Origin of the sequence: Streptomyces sp. NBC_00435, assembly GCF_036014235.1 — a bacterium.
Classification (GTDB): domain Bacteria; phylum Actinomycetota; class Actinomycetes; order Streptomycetales; family Streptomycetaceae; genus Streptomyces.
On record NZ_CP107924.1, the window covers coordinates 3,693,481 to 3,719,893 of the forward strand.

A 26,413-nucleotide genomic window follows, 5' to 3' on the forward strand; every position below is an offset into this window, starting at 1 on the left:
CCTGGGGCTCCGCCCCGGACCCCGCTCCTCAAACGCCCGGCCTCAGCCCGGGCGGAACCCGTTCCCGCACCCCTCAGGAGACCGGCGGAAATCAGCCGTTCCCCGTCCTCATACGGGCCGCATGACCGACTGCTTCCGGACCCGATCGGTCCTGTCCACTACAGTGCCCGCCAGAACACGTGCGCGGGCAGTCCGGGGGGATCGTATGGACACGGCGACGGAAACGTCCGGGGAGCATCGCAGTTCGGCCGCTCCGGCCGAGCCGCTCACGGCGGTGCCCGCACCCTCCGCGGAACCCCGCCGCCCCACCTCCGGCACCGGTCTCGGACCCGCCACCGGCCCCACCGCCGGTGACACCATCGGCGGCCGCGCCGCCGTCACCACCGGCCTCTGGGGCCGCGCCGAGCAGCAGGACTTCCGCAGCCGCGTCAGGGGAACCCTCCTCGGTTCCGCCCTGGGCGACGCACTCGGCGCCCCCCTCGCCGCCCTCCCGCTCGCCGCCGTCCTCGAGGCGCACGGCCCGGCCGGCCTGACCGACCCCGCCCCCCGCGCCGCGGTGACCGCCGCCACCCAGCTCACCCTCTTCACGGTGGACGGCCTGATACGGGCCCACGTACGCCGGGACACCGGCGCCTGGCACCCGCCGACCGACGTGCACCGCGCCTACCTCCGCTGGGCCGCCACCCAGTACGACTGGGGCCCCGACGAGCGCCGCACGGACAACGGCTGGCTCGGGCGCGAGGAATGGCTGTACGCCCGCCGCGACCCCGCCCGCGCCTGCATGACCGGGTTCGCCGACCCCCGGCTCGGGACCCTGGACCAGCCGAAGAACCCCACCGCCCTCGACCCGGCCGCCGCCACCCGCTCGGCGCCCTTCGGGCTGCTGGTCGGCTGGGAGCCGTCCCTCGTCCTCCAACTCGCCGTCGAGTGCGCCGCGCAGAGCCACGGCCACCCCTCCGCGTACCTCTCGGCCGGCGCGCACGCCGTCATCGTCCACGGCCTGACCCGCGGCGAATCCCTCGACTCCGCCGTCCAGCGCGCCCTGGGGCTGCTCGGCGTCCGCCCCGGCCACCAGCCCGTCACGGACGCCCTGCAGCGCGCCCTCGCGGCCGTCACCCTCGGCGCCCCGTCGCCGAAGGCGGTCGAGGCCCTGTCACCCGGCGAAGGCCGCGACGCGGAGGAGGTGCTGGCCATCGCCGTGTACTGCGCCCTGGTCGCCGAGAACGTCGCGCACGGCCTGCGCCTCGCCGTGAACCACGGCGGCGACTCCGCCGCCACCGGCGTGCTGTGCGGCTCCCTGCTCGGCGCGCAGCACGGCGAGACCGCCCTCCCGGCGGCCTGGCTCGCCGGCCTCGAAGGCCGCGCCACGGTCCTGGAGATCGCCGACGACTTCGCCCTGGAGATGACCCAGGGTCCGGCCCTCCACGGCCCCGCCGCCGCCTCCACCGCCTGGCTGATCCGCTACCCCCAGGCCTGACGGCCGGGTGGCCGGATGGCCGACGCCTGCCCCTGCCGTCCTCGCGCGCGAAGCCGTACCTTGGCCGTCCCACGTCACGGAGGTGCAGAACCGCATGCGGATCGCCACGACCGTCTTCCTCACCGACCGCACCATCGCGCCCGTACGCCTCGCACGCGCCCTGGAGGAACGCGGCTTCTCCGGCCTCTACCTCCCCGAGCACACCCACATCCCGGTCACCCGCGACACCGCCGCCCCCATGGGCGGCGAACTCCCCGAGATGTACGGGCGCACGCTTGATCCCTTCGTCGCCCTCGGCCAGGCCTCCGCCGTCACCGAGCGGCTCCACCTCGGCACCGGCATCACGCTCGTCGCCCAGCGCGACCCCATCGACCTCGCGAAGCAAGTGGCCACGCTGGACCACCTGTCCGGCGGCCGCGTCACCCTCGGCATCGGCTACGGCTGGAACGTCGAGGAGGCCGCCGACCACGGGGTCGAATGGCGCACCCGCCGCGAACTGGTCCGCGACCGCATGGCGTTGATGCGGGCCCTGTGGTCCCCGCAGCCCACCGCGTACGTCGGCCAGTTCTCCTCCGTCCAGGCCAGTTCGGCGTACCCCAAGCCCGTCCAGCCCCCACGCGAACTGGCCCCGGGCGTCCCCCTGCACGGCCCGCGCACCCTGATCGGCGGGCAGGCCGGCCCCAAGCTCTTCGCGGCCATCGCCGACCACAGCGACGGCTGGCTCCCGATCGGCGGCGGCGGCCTGACGGAGTCCCTCCCGGCCCTGCGCCAAGTCTGGGAGACCGCGGGCCGCGACCCCAAGTCCCTCCAGGTGGTCCCGTACGCCGTCCAGCCGACCCCCGGGAAGATGTCCCACTACGCCGACCTGGGCATCGAGGAGGTCGTCCTCCAGCTCCCCTCCGAGGGCGAGCCTGAAGTCCTCGCGGTCCTGGACGACTTCGCGCGGTACCTCTGACCGGCCGCTGCCGAAATCCGGTGGCCGGGGACCGTCCCGCGCTCCGAGAATGACGGCATGCCGGGACAGCGCAAACGCAAGCGGAGCAGGGAGCGGGCTCGCCGGCGGGCGGAGGACACCCCCGGCCGCTGGGAGCCGCTGTTCTCCACGGGGGACCCGGCGGAGCTGGGGGAGTACCTCCGCCGCGTCCACGCCGACGGCACCGTCACCGACCCGGCGCAGCTGCGTATCGACACCTTCTGCGGCCGCCTCGTCCACCCGACGACGCACCAAGTCAGCATCTTCGTACCGGAGGTCTCCCCGTGAGCGACGACGGCGCGTGGGAGCGCTTCCCGGAGGGCATCCGCCGCCAGGTGGACGGGTACGTCCTCCAGGACCGCCTGATGAACGCCGTCCGCCTCGTGCGGGAGGCCGGCCGGGCGCGGGGGGTGGGCCTGGGCCAGGCGCAGCAGCTGGTCTCCGACCGGTACGCGCACTTCGGCGACCGGGTGGCCCGCACCCCCGACTCCCCCCTCGACGTGGAGTCCCTGGCCGCCCTCGCCTCCGGCATCCTGGCGCGGGTGGTGGCGGTCGAGGCCGTCTGGGACGGGGACACGGTGCACGACTGGTTCGTGAACCTGCTGGCCGTCACGGAGGATCCGGCCGGTGAGCACGCGCTGGCCACCGTCTACTGGGGCACGGGCGCCCGCGCCCTCGAAACAGAGGGCGCCGACGCCGGTCCCCTGAGTCCGCACGCCGCCGCGGCCACCCGCGCCGGTACCGCCCTGGCCGGCCATCTCGGAGTCCCGTTCCACTTCGCGAGCCCCGAGAAGCCCGACGACGGGGCCCCGCGCTGGCGGGACACGGCCTGAGCCCCGCCCCTCAGCCGGCCCGCAGCTCCGCCCAGACCGTCTTGCCGATGACCCGGTCCATGACCCCCCAGTCGGTGGCGACGGCGTCGACGATCCGCATGCCGTGGCCGGACTCGGCCTGGTGGGCGTGCGGCCGTACGACCGGCCTGCGGTCCGCCCGGGCGTCGGACACCTCGATGCGCAGGGCGCCGGGGAGGAGGGTGATCCGGAGCTCGAAGTCCCGCCCCGGGACCCGCCCGTGGACGACCGCGTTGGCGGCGAGCTCGGCGACGAGGAGCCCGGCGTCCTCGGAGAGCCCGGTGCGGTCGGGGATGCCCCAGTCGTGCAGCTCCACGAGGGCCAGCTGGCGGGCGAGGCGGGCCCCGCGGCGGGTGCAGCTGAAACGCTGAGTGAACGTACGTACGAGGGATCGGGGAGAGCCCGAGAGTGCGGTCATGCGAGCAACGTCCCGCGTGGGGAGGGGTGTTCCCAGCAAGCCGACCGCTACTTCTCAACTGTACGAGTTCACGTTCTGGACAGTGGTGGTCACCGAACGTGAGGATGTGCGCGGGGAGGTGACCGCCGTGGCGAGTGTGGACGAGAGCGGTGACGGCGAGGTCGAACCGGACGACGACCTGCGCAACTTCGGGGAGACCATCAAGGCTTTTCGCAAACGGGCCGGCCTGACACAGGAGCAACTCGGGCCCCTGATCCGCTACTCGGTCCAGTACATCGGCTCGGTGGAACAGGGCCGCCGACACCCGTCGGCCAAGTTCGTCGACCGCGTGGAGGAGGTCCTGGACGCCTTCGGCGTCATCCGCCTCGCGGCGAACCAGCTGACCCGACGGCGCGGCCTGGCGAAGTGGTTCCGGCGGTGGGCGGAGCTGGAGGAGCGCGCGGTCGCCCTGAACACGTACGAGTGCCGCTCGGTCCCGGGACTCCTGCAGACGGAGGCGTACGCACGGGCCCAGATCCGGGACGTACCGCCGCTGCCGACACCGGAGGACGCGGAGGCGCGCGTCGTCCTGCGACTGGGTCGACAGGCGCTGCTGCGCAGGACCCCGTTCATCGCGTTCAGCTTCATCATCGAGCAGGCGGTGGTCGAACGACAGACGGGCGGGGCGGAGGTGACACGGGAGCTCATCGACCACCTGCTGGAGTGCGGGGGTTTGCCCAATGTGGATCTTCAGATCATGCCCACGGTGAGTGCCGTGCACGCAGGCGTGGATGGCCCCTTCCAGCTCCTCGAAACCGAGGAGAACGAGTGGCTGGGCTACACCGAGGGCCAGCAATCCGGCAAGGTCATCACCGAACCGAAAGACGTCAGCCTGCTCCACCAGCGGTATGCCAAACTTCGCATCCAGGCCCTCAATCCTGCGGACAGCGCGGGCCTGTTGATGCGATTGCGAGGATCCCTGTGAACAGCTCTCAGCTCCGGTGGTTCAAGAGCAGCTACAGCGGCAGCGAGGGCGACAACTGCGTCGAAGTCGCCCTGTCCTGGCACAAGTCCACCTACAGCGGCAGCCAGGGCGACAGCTGCGTCGAGGTCGCCACCTGCGCCGACTCCGTCCACATCCGTGACTCGAAGGTGACCGCCGGCCCCGAGCTGGCCGTCACCGCCGGGTCCTGGGCCGCGTTCCTCGGCGGGGTCACGGAGGCCTGAGACGGCAGAGCCTCCCGGCAGTGGTTGCCAGGAGGCTCTGTCGCTCTACTCGGTCCGCCGGACGGTCACCCGCCCTGCGGCAGGCATGAGCCGTCGGGGTTGCGCCCTTCGGTCCTGACGTCCACCCCTCCCGGGCGGATCGTGGCGGTGAAGCAGATCCGGCCTTCGCCCAGCCCGATCCCGGCGGGACGGTCCCCGCTCGCGGCCCGGACGTCGATCCGCGCCGACGCGGCCGGCGTGAGCGCTGCCCTCGTACGGCTGAGGAGTTGCTCCCCGGTCAGACCGGACTCCCCCTGGAGCTCCTTGGCCAGCGCTTCCACGGCCGCCCTGCGCGGCTCGGCGGCCTCGCGTTCGGCCGGGGTGAGCGATTCCCGCGCCGGCTCCGGCCTCGAGTTGGCGAACTGCGGGCCGGCGTGTTCGGCGACCTGCCAGAGGACGACGAGGACGATGCCCACGAGGACCAGGAGGGGCAGGACGCACCCCAGGAACAGGTGTCGACCCGTCCTCGGGGTGCGGCCCGCGGGCTGGGCGGCGGCCATCAGATGGCGCCGTACCCGATGTCGCGGAGCTTCTGCTCCATCACCTTGGCGTAGCCGCTGGTTCCGGCGGACTTCGGGTGGAAGGCCTCCCGGCTCAGGCAGGCGCCGCCCGCGACGTCCCACATGCACGCCGACGGCTTGTTGCCCACCGCGTCGGGGAAGTCTCCGTTGTGGAAGTCCCCGTTCCCGTTGGGCCCCGCGACGATGGCGTTGATCCACTCGTCGTTGTCGCAGGTGCCGTGGCCGCTGAAGGTCGCGACGGGGTCGGCGTAGGAGACCCGCGCGACCCCCTGGACGGCCGCCGCCTGCCTCCCGTTGACGTACTTGGAGAGGTCGTCGAGCGCCTTCTGCTCGTTCAGGTTGAACAGACCCGCCGCGATGCAGGCCCTGCTCCGGCTCATGAGTTCGGGGTAGCCCATGACCACGATGGTCGCATTGGTCGCGCGGGCCTTGATGCTGGAGACCAGCGACCCGATGCTGGCGGTCTGCTTGTCCGCCAGCGCCTTGTAGCGCGGCATGAAGGTCGAGTCCGTGGCGCAGTCACCGCCTCCCGCGCACTCCATGACCGCTCCGACGAACGCTCCCTCGTCATTTCCTCCGATCGTCAGGGTGACCAGGGTGGTGTTCTCGTCGAGAGCACCGGAGTCGATCTGGGCGATCTCGTGGAACTGTCCCTCGGACCAGCTGTACGCCGCGCGGTTCTTCCAGGAGCCGGGGTTCGCGGTGCCCTGGACGTTCCACGTCTGCGCCCCCGAGCAGGCGACGAACGACAGCTCGGCGTCGTTGCTCCAGGCGTCGCTCGCCGTGCCGAGCGCCGTCGTGGTGTTGGGCGGGGTGAGCTTGCGCGGCCAGGCGTTGACGCTTCGACGGCAGGCGTTCCACCGGGCCGTGCCGTGCTCGGTGTCGGACTCCCACGAGTAGCCGATGCCCGGTCCGCCCACGGACCCGGAACCCTCACCGGAGGAGAAGGAGTCACCGAGTGAGGCCACGATGTTCTTGGGCTTGCCGGGCAGCGGCTGGAACGCGACGGCGTCCCAGGCCACGTCGTCGTCGGCGGTGCCGTCGACGGCCTCGTTGCTCAGTGACACGCTGGGGGTGCCGCTGAAGTTGTACACACCCAGGGAGACCCAGGTGTTGGCCTTGTGGAGCTGGTTGATGTAGCGGTCCTTGACGATGCCGTTGCCGAGCGCGATCCGGTAGTGGGCCTGCTGCGTTTCGGCGCCGTTGTCGGGCAGGTGCACCATGACCCGGCTCCACTGGTTGAGGGTGCGCCCCAGGGTCCAGGTACCGGTGACCTTCATCTGGTCGATGCGGTTGCTGCTGTTGCGGGTGTGGGCGAACCAGAAGTGGGCGCCGAATCCACCGCCCACCTGGTGGAGGTCTTCCTTCCCCTCGTAGGTCCCCAGGGAGTCCACGAAGTCCCAGGACATGGTGCCGGAGTTGGTCCACGACTTGGAGCAGTCACTGCGCATGGTCGGCGTGGCGGCGCTCACGTCGTCGATGATCAGCGCGTTCGACGGCACCCGGCCCGATGTCGTGCAGTCGGGCAGTCCGGAGTTCCCGCGGCCGAGTTCGGCCCGGAGCGTCTTGTAGGTGAGCGTCTCGTTGCCGCACTCGACGGCGCAGGCGGTCTTCCACGAGGCGTTGGCGTGGTACCAGTACAGCTTGTAGCAGGCCTCGTCGGCGCACTGCGGCGGGCTGCCGGCGTTGCAGCCGTTGCTCGCGTTGCAGAAGGTGTCGAGGGGCGGCTTGATCGCCCGGGTGCGGGCTCCCGCGTCGCTCCACCAGGCGGCCTGGTAGCCGTGGGTGTTCCCGCTGTTCAGCTCACCGGCGTCGCTGTAGGACCGGCCGGTGTCGATGGGGTAGGCGGCCCACCCCATCACCTTCTCCGGATACGGCCACTTCTGCGGTGTCGCGGCGTCGGAGTAGTGGTTGTTGTCCAGGAAGGCGTTCCGGTCGGCCGGGTACTTCGGGTTGGCCGGGTTGTTGAGCCATCCCAGACCCCATTTGCCGCCGCTGTCGGGCTTGTTGAAGCCGAGGTTGTAGTTCCAGACCGCGGCGAACCAGTTCTCGATGTACTTCGGGTCGTCGTTGTTGATCTGGACGGTCTGTCCGGGGATGTGGAGCTCGCTCCACTTGTCGGCCAGGGTCTGCGCCGCGACCGCGATGTTGGCCGCGTAGTCCAGGGCGACGGCCCGCTGCTTGTCCGCGGACATCGCCGGGGGCTTGCCGGTCTGGACGCGCCCGGGAACGCTCATGCCGTCGGTCTGCTGGCCCATTCCGTAACCGCAGTCGGCCTTGGCCCAGTTGATCGACCAGATCTTGGTCGGGTCGTACCCCGTGGTGCCCGGGTAGATGTTCGTCCCGTAGAAGTTCCCGATCAGCGGATTGCCCGTCTGCCCGGGAAGGGAGTGGTAGGAGGCCTGCCACAGGTTGGACTCCTGGGCGAGTACGCCGAGGAGCACCTGGGCGGGGATGCGGCCGCCAGCGGGTCCACCGATGAGGGTGGACTGGGGGAACATCACCGACGGGGCGACCGAGGAGCCGAGGCCGTCCTGGGCGCGCCAGCCTCCCTGGGTCATCCAGCCGCTGGTGAGGTTGCCCCGGATGGCCATGTCCACGGCCCACTCGACCTGGTTGGGCGTGGGCTGCAGGGCCTGCTGCGCGGGATCGTTGCGCGGCACCGCGCAGGTGCGCTCGGCGTCCACGGTCGAGGTGGAGGAGCCCGCCAGGGCCGCTTGCGCGGACATGGCGGACATGCTCGCGCCGGAACCCGCGGCCTTGGGGGCAGCGGTGCCCGGGAGCGCGGGCGAGGGCTGGTCGTCGCCCGATCCGCCGGAGCCGGGTACGACGAAGTCCACGGACTTGCCGGTCGCCGGGACGTGCGCCTTGATCTTGTACGGCGGTGCGTCGGAGGTGTCCGGTGCGGCGAGCGGATCGGCCACGTGGGAGCGCAGCGCCGCGGAGACGGCCTGGTCGACGACGAGACGCCCGCCGGAGGAGACCTCGCTGCCCGCGTCCGCCGTGACCTTCGCGATCCCGGCCGGGAGCGCGCCGATGCCCTTGGGCTGCCCGGTGATGAAGAGCCGCCCGCGGGTGCCGGCGGTCAGGCTCACGCTGCCGAGGCCGCCGTGGGCGAGCTCGGTCACCTTGGTGCCGGCCGCGCGGCGCACCCGTACGTTCTCTCCGTCGCGGTCCAGGAACGCGACGGCGCCACTGGCATCGGGATGGATGCGGAAGGCGGGACCGGAGGTCTTCCCGAGCAGGGTCCGGGCACCGTCGGGCGTGATCCTGGTGAGTTCGCTGCCCAGGGCGGTCACCACGGAATCGCCCACGGGGACGGCCGATGTCGCCTCCCCCGGAACGGTCAGCTCACCCGCCACCTTGCCCGTGGCCGCGTCGAGCCGCAGCAGCCGGGTCCGGCCCGCCTCCGCGTCGGCGGACTGGGTCAGTACGGCGGTTTCACCCGCGCCGCAGCCGGGGTTGAAATACGCGAGCGAAACCGTTTCGCTCAGTTTTGTCACCGCATGGGTGTCGAGGTCGACGACGGCGGAGAAAGCACCCCGGTCGAACAGTGCCGGAGTATTCGTGAAGGCCCGCGGCGCGTACGCGACCACCGCGCGTCTGCCCGAGCCGGTCACGCAGACGTTGCCTATCCAGGCGTCCGCCTCCAGCCCCTCCTCGCGCAGTGTGGCCGCCTCGCGCCACTCGTACCCGTTGCCGCTGTCGGAGACCAGGACGTGCAGGCCGTACGAGTCGCCGACCACGGTGACCGCCCGGTCGTCGGCGGTCCGCCAGCCCTTGCCCAGCGTGCCGTCCCGCTTGGCGTCGGGCACCGAGGCCCGACCCTGCGGGGCGGCCGATCCGGACGGTTCAGGGGCCACCGGGCCGCCCGGACCGGCGGCGCTGGCCGGCGCCTGGATCACCCCCGACAGGAAAGCAGCGGCGGCCACGGCCGCCCCCAGTACAGTTAAAGGCCTCATTCTTCTACGCCTCAACACACATCTCCCTCCATGGGTGAATTCACCCCGAAATGCATGAATTGAATTCACCGGAAATCAATTTGCGTCAGGAGATTAGTGCGGGCATGGGCGCCCGACCAAAGGGTTTTATCCAATACAAAACCACCCGGCCGCCGCGCCGCGCCCGCGCCAAAACCCCTTCCGCTTCCGCCCGCCGTCCGGAACGATGAGCCGCATGGTGTCCACCGACCGACTGCTCGCCTTCGCCGCGATGTCGCTGCTGCTGATCGTGATCCCCGGGCCGAGCGTGCTCTTCGTCATCGGGCGGGCGCTGTCCCAGGGACGGCGGGCCGTGCTGACGACCGTCGCCGGGAACACGCTCGGGGCGTACGCGCTCGTCGTCGCCGTGGCCTTCGGCGTGGGCTCGGTCGTCGAGAGGTCGGTGCTCGTGTTCACCGCGCTCAAGCTCGCGGGCGCCGCCTACCTCGTCCACCTGGGGGTCAAGGCCTTCCGCCAGCGGCACTCCCTGCGCGCGGAGTTCGGCGCCGGCAAGGCCGAGTACGGGACCTGGCGCTCCCTGTGGGAGGGCTTCGCCGTCGGGGTGGCCAATCCGAAGACCATCGTGTTCTTCGCGGCCGTCCTGCCGCAGTTCGTGGACCGCGACCGGGGGAACGTGACGGCACAGATGCTGCTTCTCGGCCTGGTCTTCAACCTCATCGCCGTGGTCTGCGACAGCACGTGGGGCATGGTCGCCGCGACCGCCCGCAGCTGGTTCTCGAGGTCGCCGCGACGGCTCTCCGCGATCGGCGGGGCCGGCGGGCTGGCGATGATCGGCCTCGGCGTCACCGTCGCCGCGACCGGCCGCAAGGACTGACTCGAAGCGGGCACGGCCCGAAGACCGACCCAGGGGGAACCATGCGCGTCCGCTCGCTCCGCTTACTCCTCGTACCGGCAGCCGTCGGCGCCGTCCTGCTCACCGGCTGCTCCGGCGAGCCCAAGAACGCCGCGCCCGACACGCACGTGAGCTTCAAGCCGGTGCCGACCGCCACCTCGGTGGAGCCCACCCGCAGCGGCACGGGCGTCATCCAGTGGTACCAGTCCGGGGGCGCCGAGCTGCTCGGCAACCTGATCTCCGCGGCGAGGATCGCCCAGGGCAGCCACGAGGCCGACAAGGCGTACATCGACCTGGGCGACCTCTCCGCCCGGCTGGAGGCGGCCCGCGGGTACACCGTCGCCTACATCCCCGACCAGAAGACCCACGAGACGTGGACCAAGGCCCGCCAGCACCTCTCCAGCGGTCTGGCCACGGTGTTGAACACCTCGGGCCTCGGCGTGGTGCAGGCGGATCCGTCGAAGGCCGCGCAGACGACCGCCGAAGGCTGGGCGGAGATCGGCCAGGGCATCGAGGGCCTCCGTGAGACCGACAACCAGCTCCGCGCCCTCGGCTGCGTACCCACCAAGGACCCCTGGAAATGACGGACATACGCGGCCAGGAGCTGCTCGCCCTCCGCTTCGAGGAGCACCGCTCCCACCTGCGGGCCGTCGCCTACCGGATGCTCGGATCGATCGGCGAGGCCGAGGACACGGTCCAGGAGGCCTGGCTGCGGCTGAGCCGCACCGACGTCGGTGACGTGGAGAACCTCGGCGGCTGGCTGACGACGGTCGTGGCCCGGCTGTGCCTCAACGGGCTGCGCTCGCGCGGGACGCGCCGCGAGGACTCCCTGGAGGCCCGCCTGGACCGTCCGGACGGCGCGGGCCGCATGCCCGATCCGGTCCTCAGCCGCGAGGGCGCGGTCGACCCGCAGGACGAGGTCCTGCTGGCCGACTCGGTCGGGCTGGCGCTCCTGGTGGTACTCGAATCCCTCGCTCCTGCGGAGCGGCTGGCGTTCGTCCTGCACGACATGTTCGCCGTGCCCTTCGAAGAGATCGCCCCGATGGTCGACAGGACCCCGGCGGCCACCCGGCAGCTCGCCAGCCGTGCACGCCGCCGCGTCCAGGGGCGGGCACCCGTGCCGGATCCGGACCTCGCCCGCCAGCGCGAGGCGGTCAGCGCGTTCTTCGCGGCCACCCGTGACGGCGACTTCGACGCGCTCGTCGCGCTGCTCCACCCGGACGTCGTCCTGCGGTCCGACGGCGGCGTCGCGCGTGCGCGCCAGACGGTGGTCCTGACCGGCGCCCGGACCGTGGCCTCGCAGGCATCCCTCTACCGCGGCCTCGCCCCGTTCGTCCGGCCCGTGCTCGTCAACGGGGCAGCCGGCGTGGTGTGCGTGGTCGAGGACCGCCTGGTGTCGGTGATGGCCTTCACGGTCACCGACGGCCGGATCACCGCCATCGACGTGATCGCCGACCCCGACCGGCTGGGGGACCTCGACTTCGCCGCCCTCCTCTGAGGGGGCGGCGGCCCCGCCCGTACCCTCTGCCCCATGATCGATTCACGCACGCACGTCCGGATCGCCCGGCCCAGCCTCGACATCGCCGCCGCCGAGCGGTTCTACGTGGACGGGCTCGGCCTCGACGTGCTGTGGCGGACCACCGAGCGTGTGTCCGGCAAGCACGACCTGGTCATGGTGGGCCCCGGCGACGGCGGTTGGCACTTCGAGCTCACCCACGACCCCGAGAACCCGCTGGCCCCGTCCCCCACCGTCGACGACCTCTTCGTCGTCTACCTCGGTGAGGCCCCCGACGAGGCCCTCGTGGCCCGGCTCGTCGAGCACGGCGGGACCCGCGTGACCTCGCACAACCCGTACTGGGACACCTACGGGGTCACCGTCGCCGACCCCGACGGCTACCGCCTGGTCCTCTGCTCCCGCACCTGGGGCTGAGTGCGCGGGCCCGCCGGCCTAGGGCCAGAACTGCGCCAGCGCGGCCTCCTTGTACGGTGCCGGGCTCACGCTCAGGTCCCCGGCGAAGGGCCGGTCCAGAGCCATCACCAGCAGCAGGCTGAAGCCGATCAGCCCGGCGACGGCCGAGACGAACAGCAGCTGCATCTTCAGGCTCCGCAGTCCGAAGAGGAAGGTGAGCGGCAGGATCACCAACGCGCCCCCGTACACGAGGACCTGCAGCAGCGGCGGCAGCGAGGTCTCGGCCATCGTCACCCGCGCCCGGCGCTGCGCCGCGACGTCGTTGAGCCGGCCGGCGGCCTCCCCGTAGAAGGTCTCGCTGCGGGGGCCGGTGGGCTCGTAGGCCTGGAGCGCCGTGTACATGGCGTGCGTCTGGTCGGCGGTGGCCTCGTAGCTGGGGTGGCCCTCGCGCATGAGGGGCCACTGGATCTCGACTACGGCGTGGACGTAGTCCCCCACCGCCCGGTCCACGCGGGCGCGTTCGGCCGGCGGGAAGACCTCCGCGCTGCGGACGACCAGGGCCAGGTCGGTGGCCTCGCTCGCGACGATGTTCTGGGTGTTCTCCAGCTGGGTCCACAGGGTGACGACGACGAACGCCAGGATGATGCCGTAGATCGCGCCGAACATCCCCAGGGCCACGCCCACCATTTCGTTGTGCTCGCCGCCGGCGAGGTGCGGGAAGCGGCGGCGCGCGGCCATGCTGCCGCCGACGGCGAGGGCGACGAAGCCGCCGACGAGGACGACGCCGAGGAAGAACGTGCTGAGGTGATTGAGCAACCAGAGGATCATGTCCTGCTCAACGAGCGCCCTCGCGGTAGGGGCCGCCCGGAGATCAGCGCGAGAGCGGGGGCGGACGGGGTCGTTCTTCCCGGCGGCCGCCCGCGCCCTGGCGGCGGGCCTGCCCGGGGCCGGCGTACGTCGCCTCGTGGCTCCGAGGTGCCGCCGCGCACGGCGCTCGCCCGCGTACGGGACGGCGCCGGCCCCGACGCGGCGTACGTCCTGACGGAGTCCACCGCGGGCGCGGAGCACCGCGGCCGGGCGGACCGGCCGGCCGCGCGGTCCCGCTGATCCCGCTGATCCCGGTCACCCGTAGGGCCGGGGCGGCGGGCTGACCCTGGCCGGCTAGCCGCCCACCTTCGGGGGCTTCGGCAGCCCCGCGGACAGCGCCGTCCCGGCCCCGGCGAGCGAGGCGTCGGTCGCCTTCGACGCGGACCCGGCGGCCGAGGCCGTGACCTCCACCGCCGTCTTCGCGTCCTTGACGGCGCCCCCGGGGTGGTCGACGATCTCACCGACCCGCTGGGTGATCGGCGGCCCCTGGACGGCGGGCTCGTCGGCGGCGTGCGCGACGGCGGGAGTCAGGGCGAGTGCCGCGCCCCCGGAGAGGACGAGTGCGGCGATGCTGCGCTTGATGGCGTTCATACCGACCAGAACGACCAGCCCGACCCCCAGTCACCGCCCACCCCCACCCGCTCCGCGAATCGGATCGAGAACGGCGAGCTGGAACGGGGCGAGGTCGAATCCCTCGCCGCCCATGTCGGCGCCCTCGGCGGCAGGCTGAAAATCGTGGCCGAGTTCGGCGACGAGCGGTACGCCCCCGGCCGACAACGCACGCGGCCCCGGATCGACGGATCGGTCCGGGGCCGCGGTCATGACACAGCGGGAAGGGAAGGGGGCGGGGTCAGTCCTCGACCACCAGGGACGGGGTGGACTTCGTCAGGACCCGGCCGCGGAAGAAGGCCGGGCTGCGGCGTTCGGTGACGAACATGACGACCAGGCCGAGTGCCAGCAGGCCGACGCCGATGATGAAGACGCTGCCGACGCCGAGGACCGTGGAGCCGGAGCCGTACGACGGGTTCCACATGTCGATCAGGGTCTTGAAGAAGACCGTGGCGAGGAGCAGGCCGCCGAGGACCGGGAAGACGCCCTTGAAGAACAGGTCGCGGGTGGAGCGGCGCAGCTCGCCGCGGAAGTACCAGGCGCAGGCGAAGGCCGTCAGCGAGTAGTAGAAGCAGATCATCAGGCCGAGCGCGAAGATCGTGTCGGTCAGGACGTTCTCGCTGATCAGGGTCATCACGGTGTAGAAGACGCCGGTCGCGACGCCCGCCATGACGGTGGCGCGGCCGGGGGTCTTGAACTTCGGGTGGACCTTGGCGTAGGAGGGCGGCAGCGCCTCGTACGTGGACATGGCCAGGACCGTGCGGGCCACCGGGATGAAGGTGGTCTGCAGGGAGGCCGTCGCTGAGGCCAGGACGGCGACGAAGAGCAGGATGCCGAGCATCGGGCCCATCACCGGGCCGGCGAGGGCGGCGAAGACGTTGTCGGAGGTCTCCGGGTTGCCGAGGCCGAAGCCGACGGTGCCGGAGCCGACGGCCATCTGGGCGGCGATGCCGGTGGCCAGGTAGGAGCCGACCAGAACGACCATCGCGATGAGCGAGGCACGGCCGGGGGTCTTGGCGGAGCCGGTGGTCTCCTCGTTGGTGGCCAGGCAGGCGTCCCAGCCCCAGTACATGAAGATCGAGAGCGAGAGTCCGGCGGTGAAGGCCGCCATGGACTCGACCGCGAAGGGGTTCATCCACTGCCAGGAGAAGTCCAGGCCGGTGTCGAAGGTGCCCGCGGAGGCTTTCTGGAAGGCCATCGCGACGAAGATGGCGAGGACGGCGAGCTGGAGGCCGACCAGCGTGTACTGGACTCCCTTGGTGGCCGTCATACCGCGGTAGCTGATGGCGGTCGCGGCGGCGATGAGGGTGAGACAGGTGGCGATGTGGACGAGCTTGTTGTCGTCCAGGGCGGAGATCGACGCGTTGTCGGTGATCTCGCCTGCCAGCAGCCAGAAGTAGGAGGTGGCGACGCCGGCCAGGTTGGAGAGCACGATGATCGTGGCGATCACCAGCCCCCAGCCGCACATCCAGCCGATCCGCGGGCCGAAGGCCTTCACGGTCCAGGTGAAGGAGGTGCCGCAGTCGGGCATGGCCTTGTTGAGCTCGCGGTACGCGAAGGCGACCAGCAGCATCGGGAGGAACCCGGCCAGGAAGACGGCCGGCATCTGCACGCCGACCTCACCTGCGGTGGAGCCGAGGGTGGAGGTCAGGCAGTAGACGGGGGCGACGGTGGAGATGCCGATGACGGCGCTGCCCACCAGGCCGACGGAGCCCTTGCCCAGGCCCTTGCCGCGGACATCACTGTCGGCGCCGCCCTGGCGGGTGGCGCCGCTTACCGTGTCTCCGACTTGGGGCCGAACGTCCAGCTGTGTCATGGGTAAGGACGTTAGACGCTGCGTTTTCCACATCTGGAGGACTTAAGTCCAGTTCACAAGGCCCCTGATGACCTTTGAATCCCGAGACGAAGAGAGTTCACGGGTAAGTAATGAAAGGTTCACAGGCCTGCCGATCATTGTTTCGACAGGCCTGGACCTTCTATTTCACCATGCGGAAACCGCAGCACTGTCCGTTTTGACCCTTTTCAAACTTTCCGGGTCAACTTTTGGTCAAGACCATACGATCGACTGGATCTCGCTGTAGGCGTGCAGCGCGTACGAACCCACGTCCCGGCCCACGCCCGACCGCTTGAAGCCGCCGAACGGCGCCTCCATGTTGCGCCCGATGGTGTTCACGCCGACCCCGCCCGCCCGCAGCCGCCGCGCCACCCGGAACGCGCGCGCCGCGTCCCCGGACCACACGTAGCTGATCAGGCCGAAATCGCTGTCGTTGGCCAGCGCCACCGCCTCGTCCTCGTCCCCGGCGGCTCCGTCGAAGGGCACGACCACGACGACCGGCCCGAAGATCTCCTCCCGCACCACGCGCATGTCGTTGGTGCAGTCCACCAGCAGGGTCGGAGCCACGTAGAAGCCCTTCCCCCGCGTACCCACCACCGGGCGCTCACCGCCGAAGGCGATCCGCGCGCCCTCCTTCCTCCCCAGCTCGATGTACGACTCCACGCGGTCGCGGTGCGCCGCCGAGATGACGGGGCCCACCACCGTGCCGCGCACCGCCGGGTCGCCGACCTTCATGAAGGCCAGGTAGCCCGTCAGCTTCTCCACCAGTTGCTCGTACACCGACCGGTGCACGATCACCCGGGTCGGAGCCGTGCAGATCTGCCCGGAGTAGAAGGAGAAGGTGGTGCCGATCCCCATCACCGCCGCGTCCAGGTCGGCGTCCGCCAGGACGATCGCCGCGCCCTTGCCGCCCAGCTCCATCAGCTGCCGCTTCATCGTGCGGCCGCATACCTCGGCGATGCGCTGCCCGACGCCCGTGGAGCCGGTGAACGACACCATGTCCACGTCCGGGGAGTCCACGGCCGCCTCGCCGACCTCGACCGAGGTGCCCGAGACGACGTTCACCACGCCCGCCGGGACCCCGGCCTCGTGCAGTGCGTCCGCCATCCGGAACACCGACAGCGGGTCCTGCGGGGCCGGCTTGACCACCACCGTGTTGCCCATGGCCAGCGCCGGGGCCACCTTGCCCGCCGGGTTGGCCCACGGGTTGTTGTACGAGGTGATGCAGGTGACGACCCCGACCGGCTGGCGCACCTCCAGCGCCCCCAGCACGCTCGCGGCGCCCATCGGACCGGCGTCGGTGACCTGCGGCGGCAGCCCGCGCTCGACCGGCTCCAGCGCGCCCCTCGCGTACCGCCGGAAGCGCGCCACCCCGACGCCGACCTGCATGCCGCGCGCGATCCCGGTGGGGGCGCCCGTCTCCGCCTGGGCCAGGGCCGCCCAGGGCTCGTACTCGCGCTGGATGATGTCCGCGGCCCGGTCCAGGATCGCGGCCCGCTCCTCCGGCTTCGTACGGGACCAGCCCTCGAAGGCGGCCGCCGCGGCGCGCGCCGCGTCCTCCACCTGCCCGCGCGAGGCCTCGGGGGCCAGCCCGACGACGGATTCGTCCGCCGGGTTGACCACCTCGTAGTGCCCGCCGGCCGGCTCGACCCATTCGCCGCCGATGTAGAGCTTCTGCGCGCCGCCGGATGCGGTCATCGAGTGCTCACCGTCCTCGTGTCACGGCCGGAACGGAGCACGGTCCCGGGGATCGCCCCCGTGATCTCGTCGTCGCGGATGGTCTCCACGCCGTTGACGCGCACCGACACGATGCCGATCGCCCGCGCGTCCAGCCGCGGACTGTCCCCGGGCAGGTCGTGCACGAGCGTCGCCGGGCCGGCCTCGATCCGCTCGGGGTCGAAGAGCACCAGGTCCGCGTGGAACCCCTCGGTGATCCGGCCGCGCTCGCGCAGCCCGAACAGCTGGGCCGGGTCGTCGGTGAGCATCCGGACCGCCTGCTCCAGCGGCACCAGCTTGCGGCCGCGCAGGCAGTCCCCGAGGAAGCGGGTCGTGTACGGGGCCCCGCACATGCGGTCCAGGTGGGCGCCGGCGTCGGACCCGCCGAGCATGACGTCCTCGTGCTGCCAGGTCTCGGCGCGCAGGGCCCAGCTCGCCGGGTCGTTGTCGGTCGGCATGGGCCACAGCACCGTACGCAGGTCGTCGTTGGCGCAGATCTCCACCAGGCAGTGGAAGGCGTCCTGGCCGCGCTCGGCCGCGATGTCGTTGACGACGCGGCCGGACAGGCCCGCGTTCGCCTCGCTGTAGGTGTCCCCGATGACGTAGCGCCCGAAGTTGGCCAGGCGCCGGAAGACCCCGGCCTCCTTGCTCGCCGCGCGGCGCAGCATCTCCTCGCGCACCCCGGCGTCGCGCAGCCGCGCGATCCGCTCCGGGACGGGCAGGCCGAGGACCTCACCCCAGCCGGGGATGAGGTTGAGGGCGCAGAACGTGCCGAGCGACATGTTCATGGGGGTCAGGATCGGCATGGTGAGGGCCACGATGCGGCCACCGGCCTTGCGGGCGCGCTCGCTGGGTATCAGCTGGCGCGGCACACGCTCGGGGACGGCGGCGTCGATCGTGAGCACGTTCCAGTTCAGCGGCCGGCCCGCGGCCGCGCTCATCTCGACGAAGAGGTCGATCTCCTCGTCGGCGAACTGGTCGAGGCAGCCCGCCACGATGGCTTCGAGCTGGGTGCCCTCGTGTTCGGAGACCGCCTTGGACAGGGCCAGGAGCTCGGCTGGCGCGGCGTGCCGGGAGGCGACGGGGGCGCCGGCTCCGTCGGAGTGCGTGGAGGACTGGGTGGTCGACAGGCCCCAGGCGCCGGCGTTCATCGCGTCGTGGAACAGGTCGAGCATCGCCTGCATCTGCTCTTCGGTCGGCTGCCCGCCGACGGCGTCCTCGCCCATCACGTGCCGGCGCAGCGCGCAGTGGCCGACCATGAAGCCGGCGTTGACGGCGATCCGGCCGTCGAGCGCGTCGAGGTACTCACCGAAGGTGGACCAGGTCCAGTCGACGCCCTCTTCGAGGGCCTTGAGCGCCATGCCCTCGACCTTGCTCATCATGCGGCGGGTGTAGTCGGCGTCCTCGGGGCGGGCCGGGTTCAGGGGGGCCAGGGTGAATCCGCAGTTGCCGCCCGCGACGGTGGTCACGCCGTGGTTCATGGAGGGGGTCGCGTAGGGGTCCCAGAAGAGCTGGGCGTCGTAGTGCGTGTGGGGGTCGATGAACCCGGGGGTGAGGACCAGGCCGGTGGCGTCCTCGGTGGTGGTGGAGGGTTCGGTGACCGATCCCGGCTCGCCGATGACGGCGATGCGCCCGTCGCGCAGACCTACGTCCGCGACTCGTGCGGGGGCGCCCGTTCCGTCCACGACGGTGGCGCCCTTGATCAGGTGGTCGAGCATGACGTCCCTTCTGCCGGTGGTTCGAGTTGCGCGCCGTCTCCCGGGGCTCCGCCCCGGATCCCGCCGCCGGAGGCGAATCCAGCCCCGCCGGCGTTCGAGGAGCGGGGGTCCGGGGGCCGGACCCCGGCAACGGCGCCGCGGGCGACCGCCGAGGGCCCCAGTCGGGGGTCCTGGGGCCGGCCGCGGCCTCGGGTGGACCTCCGGCCGGGGCCGGTTGCGGGGCGGCGGTCCGGGAAGACGCCGCCCCCGTTCCCCCGCGGGCTACGCGCCTTCGCGGAAGCGCGTGGTGCGGTGCACCGGGTCGGTGTCGATGTGCGGGATCACGTGCTCACCGATGAGCTTGATGGTGGTCATCGTGTCCTCGGGCGAGACGCCGGTCGGCAGGCCGAAGGAGAGCTGGTCGGCGCCGGCCTCCTCCCAGCGCTTGCACTGGGCGCGGACCTCGGAGGGGTCGCCGCAGATGAGCAGCTCCTCCTCGATCAGGAGCTCGACGATCTCCGCGTTGTACTCGGGGAGGATCTCGGGCCACTCCGGGATGATCTCGGGGCGCGGGAAGGTGTCGTGGTAGCGGAAGACCAGCGACTGGAAGCGGTTCATGTTGGCGTTGACGGCGATCTCGACGGCCTTGTCGTGGGTCTCGGCGCAGATCGCGGTCGAGGTGACCATGACGTTGTCGTTGACGAAGGCGCCGATGGCCTTCGCCTCCTGGATCGCGGTCTTGTACTGGTCCAGGACCCAGGCCATGTCGGAGACCTTCTGGACGCTGAAGCCGAGGACTCCGAGGCCCTTCTTGGCCGCCATGGCGTACGAGGCCGGGGAGCCGGCGGCGTACCACATGGCGGGGTGGGCCTTGCCGTACGGCTTGGGGAAGATCTTGCGCGGCGGGAGCGACCAGTGCTTGCCCTGGAACCCCTCGTACTCCTCCTGGAGGAACATCTTGGGGAACTCGGCGATGGTCTCTTCCCAGATCTCCTTGGTGCCGTTCATGTCCTCGATACCGGGAAGGAAGCCGAGGATCTCGTGACTGCCGGCGCCGCGGCCTGTACCGAACTCGAAACGCCCCTTCGAGAGGTGGTCGAGCATCGCGACCTTCTCGGCCACCTTGACCGGGTGGTTGACCGGGGCGAGCGGGTTGAAGATGCCGGACCCGAGGTGGATGCGCTCGGTGGCGTGGGCGAGGTACCCGAGGAACACCTCGTTCGCCGAAAGGTGCGAGTACTCCTCCAGGAAGTGGTGCTCGGAGGCCCAGGCGTACTTGAACCCGGACTTGTCCGCCTGGATGACGTACTCGGTCTCCTCGATCAGCGCCTTGTGCTCTGCCTCGGGGTCGACCTTGGACCGCGCCTCAGGCACGTATCCCTGCACAAAGAGCCCGAATTCCAAGGGGATTCACCGTCCTTCTGTTTCTGACGTTGCGTCAGATTCGATGTCACGACTGTTCCACCGCGAGGGCGGGAGCGTCAATACCTGACGCTCCATCAGATACACCGCCCGGCCGGACTACAGGATGCTGACGCCCGCCATCCAGCCGCCGTCGATCACGAACGGCTGACCGGTGATGTACGAGGAGTCCTCGCTGGTCAGGAACAGCGCCAGCTTGGCTATCTCCTCCGGCCGCCCCACCCGGCCCATCGGGACCACACGCTGGTAGAGCTCCGCCATGGCGTCGCGCGCCTCCTGGGGCAGGTCCGCCGGATTCGTGTTCCCGGGGGTGGCCATCGCGGTGTCCACGGCCCCCGGACACATCGCGTTGACCCGGATGTTCTTCGCCGCCAACTCCAGCGCGGCCACCCGCGTCAGGCCGAGGATCGCCGCCTTCGTCGCCGCGTACGAGCCCACGTACGCCATGCCCGTCAGACCCGTGTACGAGGAGGTGTTGACGATGGTGCCGCCGCCGGCCGCCTCGATCGCCGGGGCCACCGACTTGATGCCGAGGAACGCGCCGACCTGGTTGACCTGGACCACCTGCTGGAACTCCTCCAGCGGGGTCGAGGTCAGCTCGTTGAAGCGCAGGATGCCCGCGTTGTTGACCAGGCCGTCGACCGGGCCGAAGGCCTCCTTCGCCGCCGCGACGGCGGCCGCCCAGTCCTCCTCCCGGCTCACATCCATCCGTACGTACCGGGCCCGGTCCTCGCCGATCTCCTTGGCGACCGCCGCGCCCTGCTCGTCCAGTACGTCACCGAGGAGCACCTTGGCTCCCTCGGCGGCGAAGAGCCGGGCCTCCTGCTCGCCCTGGCCGCGCGCCGCACCGGTGATGATGACGACGCGCCCGTCCAGCTTGCCTGGTTTGGCCATGTGTTCGCCCCTAAGTGGCTAGTCGTTGAGTAGCGGGCCCACTTCGGACCCGAAAGCCGTGATCTGGTCGATGAGTTCGGCCCGGTCGCGGTTGCGGAAGCGGACCTGGATCTGGTCGATGCCCAGCGCCTTGTACTCGCGCAGCGATTCGGCGAGCGCCTCCGCCTTGCCGGTGAGGGTCCGACGCCCGGTGTCCCAGCCGGGCTCGCCCACGTAGAGCGCCTCGGTGATCGCGCCGAACTCGACGGGACCGGCGACCCCGGCCTCGGCGCGGAGCTCCTTGATACGGGCGATCTGCGCCGGGAGCTTGTCGCGCGGGTCGCCCTGCGGGAGCCAGCCGTCGCCGCGCACGGCGGCCCGGCGGACGGCGGCGGGCGAGGACCCGCCCACCCAGACGGGGATCCGGGCCTGGGCGGGGCGGGGCAGCTGCCCGAGGTCCTTGAAGGAGAAGAGCTCCCCCTCGAACTCCGGGTACTCCTCGGGCCCGAGGGCCGCGCGCAGGGCGTCCAGGGTCTCATCCAGGACGGCCCCGCGGCGCGCGAAGTCCACGCCGAGCACCTCGAACTCCTCCTGCACGTGCCCGGCCCCGACGCCGAGGATCAGCCGGCCGCCGGAGAGGTGGTCGACGGTGGCGTACTGCTTGGCGCTGAGCAGCGGATGGCGCAGGCCCAGGATCGCGACGTGGCTCAGGAGCCGGACGTTCTCGGTGATCCCGGCCAGGAAGGACAGGGTGGCCACCGGGTCGTACCAGATGGTGCTCATGGGGCCGGCCATCCGCCGCGGGATGGCGACGTGGTCGCAGGTGGCGACGTAGCCGAAGCCGGCCCGGTCGGCCGCCCGCGCGACCGCCGCGAGGTCGGCGGCGCCCGCCGTCGCCTCCCAGGGCTCTGCGTAGATGGTGCTCTGCGACTGGATCGGGAGCTGCATCCCGTAGACCAGCCGACCTTCCGGAAACACGCGCGCCATGGGCCGTACCCGCCTCGTCCTCGTCCGCCGATTCGTCATACCGGTGCGGGGGCCATCGTCGTAGCTGACGGATCGTCAGGCAAGGGGGGTGACGAAGCCCGGCCGGTCCGGCCCTTTGTGGGTACGGGTTCGTACCCACACCCTGGATGGACCGAGAGGGGCACGACCGTGCCCGACGCGAACATCCGCGTCCCCCGGGAAGCCAAAGATCGACTCGCTGCCATGGCGGCCGCCGAGGGCCTGTCCCCGCGCGCCTACCTGGCCCGCCTCGCCGAGACCCCGCTGACCCCGGACGAGCGGGCCGAGCGGGCCGAGCTGACCCGTGCCGCGTTGCGGACGTGGAACGGCTACGCCCCCACGGCTGCCGAGCAGCGGGAACTGGACGGCGCACTGGACCGGCGTCCGGCCGAAGCGAGGGGCCGGTGACGGAGGTCCACATCGTGCTCGACGCGACGGCGATGGTGGCGGCGGGCCAGGACAACGTCCTGGTGTCGCGCCTCATCCACCGCGCGCGCCGAGTCGGGCTGGTTCCTGTACGCCCCCCGCCCGACCGCCCCGAGGGGCCGTCGTCGCCACCACGTCGCCCGAGCGCCGGGAGGGCGCGCCCGTGCGCGTCCTGGACCTCAACCCGTGACCTCCCAAGGGGTGTGCAGATCCTGAGCGCCCGCTAGGGTGCCGCGCGTGGATCTGATTCTGACCCTGGTCAGCGGGGTGGCGTGGACCGTCGTGTACGTCGAGGCGATCCGGGTGGGGCTGCGGGACCGGACGTACGCGATGCCGGTCGCGGCCCTCGCGCTGAACTTCGCCTGGGAAACCACCTACGCCGTGCGCGAGCTCCAGAGCGGAGTCTCCGCGCAGGGCGTCGTCAACGTGGTGTGGGCCGTCGCCGACATCGTCATCGTGTACACCTACCTGCGCTACGGGCGGGCCGAGTTGCCCGGCTTCGTGACCCGGCCGCTGTTCGCCGTCTGGAGCGTGCTCGTCTTCGCGAGTGCCTTCGCCGTGCAGTGGCTCTTCCTGGCCCACTTCGGCGCGCACGACGCGAGCCGCTACTCGGCGTTCCTGCAGAACCTGCTGATGTCCGGACTGTTCGTCGCCCTGTACGCGAGCCGGCGCGGCCCGCTCGGACAGTCCCCCGTCATCGCGGTCGCCAAGTGGCTCGGCACGCTCGCGCCGACCGTCCTGTTCGGAGTGATGGAGTCCGCCCCGTTCATCCTCGGGCTCGGCATCCTGTGCTCCGTCTTCGACCTCGCGTACATCGCCCTGCTGGTCAGGAACCCGGCGGGCCGGGGCAGCGGTCCCGAACCGGCCGGCGGCGCCCTCAGAAGCCCTGCGGTCCCATCACGATGACCGGCTTCGCCGCCGGGTCGAGGGTCTCCAGGACCTTCTTCATCGCCTCCTTCGGGATGCCCACGCAGCCCTGCGAAGGGCCGTCATGGTCCACGTGGAGCCAGATGTTGCCACCCTTCTCCTCGCCCTCCGGCTTCGTCGGGTCCAGCGGGCTCACCCCGGTCCTGCGGTTGAAGTCGATGGCGACGACGTAGTCGAAGGAGCCCCGCAGGGACTCGCCGTTCACCCCGCTTCCCGTCGCCACGAAGGAGCGGTCCTGGTCGTACGGGAACTTCGTGCCCGGCGGCTTCGGCAGCAGACCGCCCGCGTCGGTGAGCGCGAACACGCCCTCGGGAGAGGTCAGATCCCCGTACCCGCGCTCCGCCGACCAGCCCTTGGCACCGTTGCGCGCGGGCCAGCTGTCGCTCTTCGCCCAGTCGGCGCCGGCCGCCGGGCGGGTGTAGAGGGCCGCGGTGGACTCCGAGGAGTCCTTCCCCTTGCCCGTGACGAGGACGAGCTGGCGGGAGTCCGTCGGAATCCTCGCGCGGGTCCCCTCGCTGACCTCGGGCAGTCCCTGCAGACCGTCGCGCACCGCACCGCGCGCGGCCCGGTCGGCGGCCGGCGGGCGGGCGTCGGCGGCGGGCCGCGCGGCGGCGTTGGCCGGGGGCTCGTGGGCGACGTACACCCAGCCCGCGCCGAAGCCGAGCAGCCCGAGGGCGGCCACGGCCGCGAGCGGGCGCTGGGCGCGGGTGGCGCGCTCGGTGCGCCGCTCACCCGCGGCGGCTCGGGAGGGCCGGGGCGGGCGGGGCTGAGAGGACCTGCGGGAGCCGGCTCGGGCGTGCTTGCTCATTGGACCGACCGTACACAGCCGATCTTCAAATTGCTTGACCGGTCAAGCTCCCGGGCGTTTCCCCGGGTGGTGCCGGCTCCGGGAAGCGGACCCGGACCGTCAGCCCGCCGCCCGGCCCCGGATTGGCCCGCGCCGTCAGTTCCGCGCCGTGGGCCCGCGCGATCGAGGCGACGATCGAGAGCCCCAACCCGGCGCCCTCGCCCGCCGTATGCTGCCGTTCGGCCCGCCTCCGGAACGGCTCCAGCAGCCGAGGAACGTCCCCGGGGTCTATCACCGGGCCGGTGTTGGACACCGTCAGCACCCCGTCCGCGGAAGTGGCCACCTCCAGGCGGCCGCCCGCGCGGTTGTGACGTACGGCATTGGCCAGCAGGTTCCGCACGAGGTGGCCCAGGAGCGTGCGGTCGCCCGTGACGGTCAGCGGCGCGAGGTCCCGTACGACGGACAGCTCCTGAGGGACCGTCCCCCCGGTGCCCGCGAGCTCGGCGGCCGTCAGCTCGGTGCCCGCGAGCTCGGCGGCCGCGAGCTCCGCCAGGTCCACCGGCTCCGCGACTTCCAGGCCCTCCTCCGATACGGCCAGCAGGAGCAGCGACTCGACCAGGTGCTGGCTGGAGTCCGCGACGTCGATGAGCTTGGCCCGGATCCGGGCCACCTTCTGCGGCGTCGGATCCCCGGCCAGCCCGATCTCGGCGGCCGCCCGCTGGACGGCCAGCGGGGTACGCAGTTCGTGGGCGGCGTTCGCGGCGAACCGGCGCTGGGCGCCGACCATGACCTCCATGCGGTCGAGCATCGAGTCGAAGGTGTCGGCCAGCCGCTTGAGTTCGCCGGGCGGGGCCTTGAGGCCGATCCGCTCGTGGAGGTTGGCGGCGGAGAGGCGGCGGGCGGTCTCGGTGATCACGGCGACGGGGCGCAGGACCCGGCCGGCCATCCACCAGGCGAGCCAGATGGAGATGACGGCGAAGACGGCGAGGGCCACGAGGGAGACGAGGAGCAGCTCGTGGAGGGTGGCCTGCTCGACGGCGGAGGAGAGGGTGCGGGTGGCCTGGAACCGGGCGAGCTCCTCGGGGGTCAGGGCACTGGTGTCGAGCCGCTCCGCGGGGACGATCTTGCCCGGCACCGCCGGAGCCAGGGAGGCGAGGTCGCCCGGCCTGGTGGTCATGACGGCCCCGCTGATCCGGGCGTAGAGGCCGTTGCGGAGCAGGATGTTGATCAGTGCGATCAGTCCGCCGCCGGCCAGGAGCAGCAGGGAGCCGTAGAGGACGGTGAGACGGGTGCGCTCGGATCGGAGCACCGCTCTCATCGTGGATCACCGATCCGGTACCCGGCGCCCGGCACCGTCTGGATCAGCGGCGGCTCGCCCAGCTTGGCGCGCAGCTTGCTCAGGGTCACCCGTACCGCGTTGGTGCTGTACGAGGTGTCCTCCTCCCACACCTGCTCGATCAGGTCGTCGCTGCTGAGGACGGCGCCCTCGGCGCGCAGCAGCGCCTCCAGGACGGCGAACTCCTTGCGGGAGAGCGCGAGGCCGCGCCCCTCGCGGGTGGCGGTGCGCCGCGCGGTGTCCACGGCCACCCCGGCCCGCTCCAGCACCGGCGGCAGGGCCGGCTGGGCGCGCCGCCCCAGGGCCAGGACGCGGGCCAGGAGCTCGTCGTAGGCGAAGGGCTTGGTGAGGTAGTCGTCCGCGCCGAGGCCCAGGCCCTGCACCCGGTCCCGTACGGTCCCGGACGCCGTGAGCATCAGGACGCGGGTCAGCAGCCGCTCGCGCACCACCTGGCGGCAGACCTCGTCCCCGTGCAGGCCGGGCAGGTCGCGGTCGAGGACGAGGACGTCGTAGGCGCCCAGGCGCAGGCGCTGCAGGGCCTCCAGGCCGTCGCTCGCCTCGTCGACGGCCAGCGCGTCGCCGCGCAGACCCTCGGCGATCATCTCCCGGAGGAACTCCTCGTCCTCCACCACCAGAACTCGCATCCGTCCTCTTTACCCGAGAAGGACATTTCGTCGTTGTAAGCAC

Annotated in this window: 28 protein-coding genes; 13 read left to right on the forward strand and 15 right to left on the reverse strand. The window is 71.6% G+C overall.

Annotation, left to right across the window (positions count from 1 at the left end; genetic code table 11):
• The first annotated feature begins 205 nt into the window (after positions 1 to 205).
• The 4 genes from OG389_RS16875 to OG389_RS16890 all read left to right on the forward strand — a co-directional run bounded on the left by OG389_RS16875 (position 206) and on the right by OG389_RS16890 (position 3,283).
• A complete protein-coding gene (locus OG389_RS16875) occupies positions 206 to 1,477 on the forward strand; it encodes an ADP-ribosylglycohydrolase family protein (protein ID WP_328299316.1) in 1,272 nt (423 codons plus the stop codon).
• Between the two features lie 94 nt (positions 1,478 to 1,571).
• Positions 1,572 to 2,432 carry a TIGR03619 family F420-dependent LLM class oxidoreductase gene (locus OG389_RS16880; RefSeq protein WP_328299317.1) on the forward strand — a complete coding sequence of 287 codons (861 nt, stop codon included), beginning with the start codon at positions 1,572 to 1,574 and terminating at the stop codon, positions 2,430 to 2,432.
• A gap of 57 nt (positions 2,433 to 2,489) precedes the next feature.
• Positions 2,490 to 2,738 (forward strand): hypothetical protein, encoded by a 249-nt coding sequence (locus OG389_RS16885; RefSeq protein WP_328299318.1) that lies wholly within the window; start codon positions 2,490 to 2,492, stop codon positions 2,736 to 2,738.
• On the forward strand, positions 2,735 to 3,283 hold the full coding sequence (locus OG389_RS16890) for a hypothetical protein (protein WP_328299319.1): 549 nt from the start codon (positions 2,735 to 2,737) through the stop codon (positions 3,281 to 3,283). The genes OG389_RS16885 and OG389_RS16890 overlap by 4 nt, the downstream gene beginning before the upstream one ends.
• Before the next feature lie 10 nt (positions 3,284 to 3,293).
• On the opposite strand, the gene OG389_RS16895 is transcribed toward OG389_RS16890, so the two are convergent.
• On the reverse strand, positions 3,294 to 3,719 hold the full coding sequence (locus OG389_RS16895) for an ATP-binding protein (RefSeq protein WP_328299320.1): 426 nt from the start codon (positions 3,717 to 3,719) through the stop codon (positions 3,294 to 3,296).
• Positions 3,720 to 3,846: 127 nt separating this feature from the next.
• On the opposite strand from OG389_RS16895, the gene OG389_RS16900 reads away from it, so the two are divergent.
• Both OG389_RS16900 and OG389_RS16905 read left to right on the forward strand, forming a co-directional pair.
• The gene (locus tag OG389_RS16900; protein WP_328299321.1) at positions 3,847 to 4,683 is read left to right on the forward strand and encodes a helix-turn-helix domain-containing protein; all 837 of its coding nucleotides are present in this window, start codon (positions 3,847 to 3,849) and stop codon (positions 4,681 to 4,683) included.
• Positions 4,680 to 4,925 carry a DUF397 domain-containing protein gene (locus tag OG389_RS16905; RefSeq protein WP_328299322.1) on the forward strand — a complete coding sequence of 82 codons (246 nt, stop codon included), beginning with the start codon at positions 4,680 to 4,682 and terminating at the stop codon, positions 4,923 to 4,925. The genes OG389_RS16900 and OG389_RS16905 overlap by 4 nt, the downstream gene beginning before the upstream one ends.
• Positions 4,926 to 4,990: 65 nt before the next feature.
• On the opposite strand, the gene OG389_RS16910 is transcribed toward OG389_RS16905, so the two are convergent.
• Together OG389_RS16910 and OG389_RS16915 are read right to left on the reverse strand one after the other, a co-directional pair.
• Positions 4,991 to 5,464: a hypothetical protein gene (locus OG389_RS16910; RefSeq protein ID WP_328299323.1), complete on the reverse strand. Its 474-nt coding sequence runs from the start codon at positions 5,462 to 5,464 to the stop codon at positions 4,991 to 4,993.
• The gene (locus OG389_RS16915; RefSeq protein ID WP_328299324.1) at positions 5,464 to 9,417 is read right to left on the reverse strand and encodes a golvesin C-terminal-like domain-containing protein; all 3,954 of its coding nucleotides are present in this window, start codon (positions 9,415 to 9,417) and stop codon (positions 5,464 to 5,466) included. The genes OG389_RS16910 and OG389_RS16915 overlap by 1 nt, the downstream gene beginning before the upstream one ends.
• A 244-nt stretch (positions 9,418 to 9,661) precedes the next feature.
• On the opposite strand from OG389_RS16915, the gene OG389_RS16920 reads away from it, so the two are divergent.
• From OG389_RS16920 to OG389_RS16935, 4 genes are read left to right on the forward strand one after another with little or no spacing between them, the layout of a single operon-like run.
• Positions 9,662 to 10,300 (forward strand): LysE family translocator, encoded by a 639-nt coding sequence (locus OG389_RS16920; protein WP_328299325.1) that lies wholly within the window; start codon positions 9,662 to 9,664, stop codon positions 10,298 to 10,300.
• Positions 10,301 to 10,341: 41 nt separating this feature from the next.
• The gene (locus OG389_RS16925) at positions 10,342 to 10,902 is read left to right on the forward strand and encodes a hypothetical protein (RefSeq protein ID WP_328299326.1); all 561 of its coding nucleotides are present in this window, start codon (positions 10,342 to 10,344) and stop codon (positions 10,900 to 10,902) included.
• The gene (locus OG389_RS16930; RefSeq protein ID WP_328299327.1) at positions 10,899 to 11,816 is read left to right on the forward strand and encodes a sigma-70 family RNA polymerase sigma factor; all 918 of its coding nucleotides are present in this window, start codon (positions 10,899 to 10,901) and stop codon (positions 11,814 to 11,816) included. Before OG389_RS16925 ends, OG389_RS16930 begins: the two co-directional genes overlap by 4 nt.
• Before the next feature lie 33 nt (positions 11,817 to 11,849).
• Positions 11,850 to 12,248 (forward strand): VOC family protein, encoded by a 399-nt coding sequence (locus OG389_RS16935; protein ID WP_328299328.1) that lies wholly within the window; start codon positions 11,850 to 11,852, stop codon positions 12,246 to 12,248.
• An 18-nt stretch (positions 12,249 to 12,266) separates the two neighbouring features.
• On the opposite strand, the gene OG389_RS16940 is transcribed toward OG389_RS16935, so the two are convergent.
• Positions 12,267 to 13,055: a bestrophin-like domain gene (locus tag OG389_RS16940; RefSeq protein WP_328299329.1), complete on the reverse strand. Its 789-nt coding sequence runs from the start codon at positions 13,053 to 13,055 to the stop codon at positions 12,267 to 12,269.
• A gap of 147 nt (positions 13,056 to 13,202) precedes the next feature.
• On the opposite strand from OG389_RS16940, the gene OG389_RS16945 reads away from it, so the two are divergent.
• On the forward strand, positions 13,203 to 13,334 hold the full coding sequence (locus tag OG389_RS16945; protein ID WP_328299330.1) for a hypothetical protein: 132 nt from the start codon (positions 13,203 to 13,205) through the stop codon (positions 13,332 to 13,334).
• A 54-nt stretch (positions 13,335 to 13,388) separates the two neighbouring features.
• Here the strand turns inward: OG389_RS16945 and OG389_RS16950 are convergent, their stop codons facing one another.
• From OG389_RS16950 to OG389_RS16985, 8 genes are all read right to left on the reverse strand, one after another.
• Positions 13,389 to 13,685 (reverse strand): hypothetical protein, encoded by a 297-nt coding sequence (locus tag OG389_RS16950; RefSeq protein ID WP_328299331.1) that lies wholly within the window; start codon positions 13,683 to 13,685, stop codon positions 13,389 to 13,391.
• A gap of 30 nt (positions 13,686 to 13,715) precedes the next feature.
• The gene (locus OG389_RS16955; protein WP_328299332.1) at positions 13,716 to 13,916 is read right to left on the reverse strand and encodes a hypothetical protein; all 201 of its coding nucleotides are present in this window, start codon (positions 13,914 to 13,916) and stop codon (positions 13,716 to 13,718) included.
• A gap of 28 nt (positions 13,917 to 13,944) precedes the next feature.
• Complete coding sequence (locus OG389_RS16960; RefSeq protein ID WP_328299333.1) at positions 13,945 to 15,519, reverse strand: APC family permease; 1,575 nt, start codon at positions 15,517 to 15,519, stop codon at positions 13,945 to 13,947.
• Between the two features lie 231 nt (positions 15,520 to 15,750).
• Positions 15,751 to 17,235 carry an aldehyde dehydrogenase family protein gene (locus OG389_RS16965; RefSeq protein ID WP_328299334.1) on the reverse strand — a complete coding sequence of 495 codons (1,485 nt, stop codon included), beginning with the start codon at positions 17,233 to 17,235 and terminating at the stop codon, positions 15,751 to 15,753.
• Positions 17,232 to 18,971 (reverse strand): N-acyl-D-amino-acid deacylase family protein, encoded by a 1,740-nt coding sequence (locus tag OG389_RS16970; protein WP_328299335.1) that lies wholly within the window; start codon positions 18,969 to 18,971, stop codon positions 17,232 to 17,234. Before OG389_RS16970 ends, OG389_RS16965 begins: the two co-directional genes overlap by 4 nt.
• Before the next feature lie 261 nt (positions 18,972 to 19,232).
• A complete protein-coding gene (locus OG389_RS16975; RefSeq protein WP_328299336.1) occupies positions 19,233 to 20,354 on the reverse strand; it encodes an LLM class flavin-dependent oxidoreductase in 1,122 nt (373 codons plus the stop codon).
• Between the two features lie 117 nt (positions 20,355 to 20,471).
• Positions 20,472 to 21,266 (reverse strand): SDR family NAD(P)-dependent oxidoreductase, encoded by a 795-nt coding sequence (locus tag OG389_RS16980; protein WP_328299337.1) that lies wholly within the window; start codon positions 21,264 to 21,266, stop codon positions 20,472 to 20,474.
• Positions 21,267 to 21,284: 18 nt separating this feature from the next.
• The gene (locus OG389_RS16985) at positions 21,285 to 22,232 is read right to left on the reverse strand and encodes a TIGR03619 family F420-dependent LLM class oxidoreductase (RefSeq protein WP_328299338.1); all 948 of its coding nucleotides are present in this window, start codon (positions 22,230 to 22,232) and stop codon (positions 21,285 to 21,287) included.
• A 168-nt stretch (positions 22,233 to 22,400) separates the two neighbouring features.
• On the opposite strand from OG389_RS16985, the gene OG389_RS16990 reads away from it, so the two are divergent.
• Both OG389_RS16990 and OG389_RS16995 read left to right on the forward strand, forming a co-directional pair.
• Positions 22,401 to 22,658, forward strand: coding sequence for a hypothetical protein (locus tag OG389_RS16990; RefSeq protein ID WP_328299339.1), 258 nt, complete (start codon positions 22,401 to 22,403; stop codon positions 22,656 to 22,658).
• 255 nt (positions 22,659 to 22,913) lie between these two features.
• A complete protein-coding gene (locus tag OG389_RS16995) occupies positions 22,914 to 23,582 on the forward strand; it encodes a transmembrane-type terpene cyclase (protein ID WP_328299340.1) in 669 nt (222 codons plus the stop codon).
• Here OG389_RS16995 and OG389_RS17000 read toward each other — a convergent pair.
• The 3 genes from OG389_RS17000 to OG389_RS17010 are packed head-to-tail and all read right to left on the reverse strand — an operon-like array spanning position 23,554 to position 26,370.
• Positions 23,554 to 24,411: a hypothetical protein gene (locus tag OG389_RS17000; protein WP_328299341.1), complete on the reverse strand. Its 858-nt coding sequence runs from the start codon at positions 24,409 to 24,411 to the stop codon at positions 23,554 to 23,556. The two genes, OG389_RS16995 and OG389_RS17000, sit on opposite strands and share 29 nt — an antisense overlap.
• A gap of 25 nt (positions 24,412 to 24,436) precedes the next feature.
• Entirely contained in the window at positions 24,437 to 25,708 is a 1,272-nt protein-coding gene (locus OG389_RS17005) for a sensor histidine kinase (RefSeq protein WP_328299342.1), read from the reverse strand.
• Positions 25,705 to 26,370 (reverse strand): response regulator transcription factor, encoded by a 666-nt coding sequence (locus OG389_RS17010; RefSeq protein WP_328299343.1) that lies wholly within the window; start codon positions 26,368 to 26,370, stop codon positions 25,705 to 25,707. The genes OG389_RS17005 and OG389_RS17010 overlap by 4 nt, the downstream gene beginning before the upstream one ends.
• Positions 26,371 to 26,413 lie beyond the last annotated feature (43 nt).